At 42.8% G+C, this 3,181-nt stretch carries 2 protein-coding genes; both read left to right on the forward strand.

Annotated elements, in window-relative coordinates:
• Nucleotides 1–1,410 (forward strand): condensation domain-containing protein (locus JCM10914_RS28020; RefSeq protein ID WP_036720614.1); only part of this gene is annotated, 1,410 nt, incomplete at its 5' end.
• A gap of 3 nt (nucleotides 1,411–1,413) precedes the next feature.
• The coding region (locus JCM10914_RS28025; RefSeq protein ID WP_148300286.1) for a condensation domain-containing protein at nucleotides 1,414–3,181 on the forward strand (1,768 nt) is incomplete at its 3' end.

The raw sequence follows: 3,181 nt of genomic DNA on the forward strand, positions 1-3,181 counted from the left end.
GCGGTAGAGGAATTCCATGATGGTGGATTCGAGACGGGGCTCGGGCCGATACAACAATGGATATTAAGTCAATTTAAGAATGACTCGTACGGGCAGTATCAATTATTGCATTTGTTGGCCAGTGAGACGTTGGACATCGATATATTGAGAGACGCACTGCACCTTGTTGCTAAGCACCATGCCGCACTGCGACTGAGATTCAAATTAGAGAGCGAAGGGCACTGGCAATTGAAAGTAACGGATTTGACAAATGATGATGTGTTGCTGGAAAGGATTGACTTTACTTTAATGCTGAGTAACCAGCAGGAGGAAAAGGTCAAGGGAATATTGGAGCAGATACCTCTAAAATTAAATGTAAAGAATGGTCCGATGTTGCTATTCACCTACATTCGAATGGGGCATGCCGACGACCAGCTAATTATCGCAGCTCATGAGCTAGTGATGGACGGTAGCTCATGGACCATTTTGCTAGAAGATCTCCAAACGGCTTATCGACAACTAGCTAATAAGGAAAAAAATGTGAAATTACCTCAAACCTCTTCTACCTACCTGATTTGGAGCAATCAATTGGAACGGTTTTCGGGATCTACTTCGCCTGAAATGAAAAAACCACTTTGGTTGGGGATTTCGAATGCCATGAACGCGCTCGTCGACAAGGGAAGTGTGGCTGAACATCGAATGCTTAATTTTCAATTTTCGTTAAGCAAAGAAAAAACTTTACGGTTTTACGATGAATGCTCTAACAAAAATGTCTCCGTGGAAGATGTCTTGTTGGCTTGCTTCTCATCAGCTCTCTTACAGTCAATTGGGAGGACAGATCTTCCAACTTTACTGGAAATGGATGTTCGTTCCGATACTCACCTAAATATCGATCTTTATAGGGTAATCGGCAGGTACTCAGCTATAGTACCATTATTAATTTGTTCGGAAGGAACATTCGATGTCCCGCTGATATACAAAAAAATAAAAGAAGCACAGAAAAAGTTTCATTCTGCAAGCCTTGATCATAGTATTTTGCACAATCTGGTCAAAGATGCACAGGAGTTCTCTGTTAACGATGGCATGACATTTAGGTACCTAGGTAATTTCGGGGAAAGTTTGAAAAATGGGTTCTTACAGCCATTAGGCTTGCAACTCCAGTCTTTTACGAAAACTAGCTTGCATTCGATGATAGTTGTGAATTCATTTATTTTGAACGATCAAATTTATTTCCAAGGTGCCTATGATCAAAAGGTTATTAACCTACAAGCCATGGATAAGCTGCCTAAACTTCTTTTCGATGCTACTGAGCGATGGAGCTCATGGACCGAAGCGGCTTCCAACCGCATTATGGATTTCTCGGATGCAAACCTTTCGGAAAAGAGTCTCGCCAAAATTCTTACGAAATTGTCGACCACGAGGAGGAACTAGAAGTTGAACGAAATTTATGATTTATACACACTGACTCCAATGCAGCAAGGAATACTGTTTCACTCCCTACGTGATCAGGACAAGGATACGTATATATCTCAGATATCTTTCCAAGTGGACGGGGATTTAGATTTGATTCATTTTGAACGTGCATGGCAATGGCTCATCGAACGGCATTCTGCATTTCGAACATTATTTGTCTGGGAAGATACGGACACTCCTGTTCAAGCTGTTTTTAACTCCATTGAATTTAATATGTCCGTAATCGACCTGATTGGCCTTTCGAGCGATCAGCAAACATTGAAGCTAAAAAGCTTTAATAGGAAAGAGCGTAACAAAGGATTTGAATTAACCGAACTCCCCTTAATGAGAGTTGCAGTCATTAAATTGTCAGAGGAATCGGTACATGTCGTGTGGACCTATCATCATATTATTATGGACGGGTGGAGTTCTCATATAGCTATTAATGAGCTTTTCACCGCATATCGGGATTTTTGTTCCGGTAAAATGCCAGAACAGCCAAAAGTAAGACCATATCGGGACTATGTGAACTGGTTACGGCAACAAGATAATCAGTTGGCTGAGAATTTCTGGAGAAAATACCTGAAGGGAATAACAACTCCAACTAAATTCCACACATTCGGAACAACCGACAACGGTGGTAAGTTTCAAACTTCTGAGCTCTACCTTTCTAGCGAGGCTACCGATGCCTTGCAGCAATATTCACGGGAAATTAGGGTGACCCTTGCGACTTTGGTTCAAGGTGCATGGTCTCAGCTTCTGAGTATCTATAGCGGTGATCGGGATGTATTGTACGGCACGACTGGTTCCGGGCGTCCACACGATTTTGTGGGCGCTGAGAACATGATTGGCTTATTTATCAGCACTTTACCGACAAAGGTTACCATTAAGCCTAACATGATAGTGTCGGATTGGTTAAAAGAGATTCAAACGCAACAGATACAAGCGAGGGAATATGAGTATGCTTCCTTAACGGATATACACAATTGGAGCGGACTTTCCAGAAATACCGCTCTTTTCGAAGCTTTATTTGTATTTGAAAACTATCCGATCCAAAGCGAACCTGAAACCGATAGTCACTTGAAATTAGGAAATGTTGAAGGGTTTGGAAATACCAACTATCCATTGAACTTGATTACAATTCCAGGGCAAAGATTATTATTAAAGCTGTTATTTAATTCAAATGATTTCACTAAATCTTTTGCTGATGATTTGCTTCGTCATTTACTTTATTTGCTTAAATCACTTTCTCAGTGTACTGCCAAGACATTAGCGTTTTGGACTCCCTTAAACGAGCATGAACGGGATCGTCTGCTCATCGATTGGAATGAAACCTCTCGCCCATATGCGGATGACAAGCCTGTGCATGAGTTGTTTGAGGAACAGGTGGAGAGAACGCCGGACGCGGAAGCAGTTGTGTTCGAGGACGTAACATTGACGTATGCGGAGTTGAATCGGCGAGGCAACCAACTGGCGCATTATCTGCGTCAGCAAGGAGTAGGACCGGAGAGTCTTGTGGCGATATGCATGGACCGGTCGGTGGATTTAATTGTGGCGTTGCTGGGCGTACTCAAAACAGGTGGCGCGTACGTGCCATTGGATCCGTCATATCCACAGGAACGTTTTGCTTACATGCTGGCGGATACGCAGCCAAAAGTGCTGGTGACGGAATCGAAATACCTTTTGAGTGTACCGTCATATACGGGTTCGATCGTCCTAATGGACGGGATCGTGGAAACGCTGGCGGAGC

This window comes from Paenibacillus sp. JCM 10914 (assembly GCF_001315105.1).
Taxonomy (GTDB): Bacteria; Bacillota; Bacilli; order Paenibacillales; family Paenibacillaceae; genus Paenibacillus_AQ.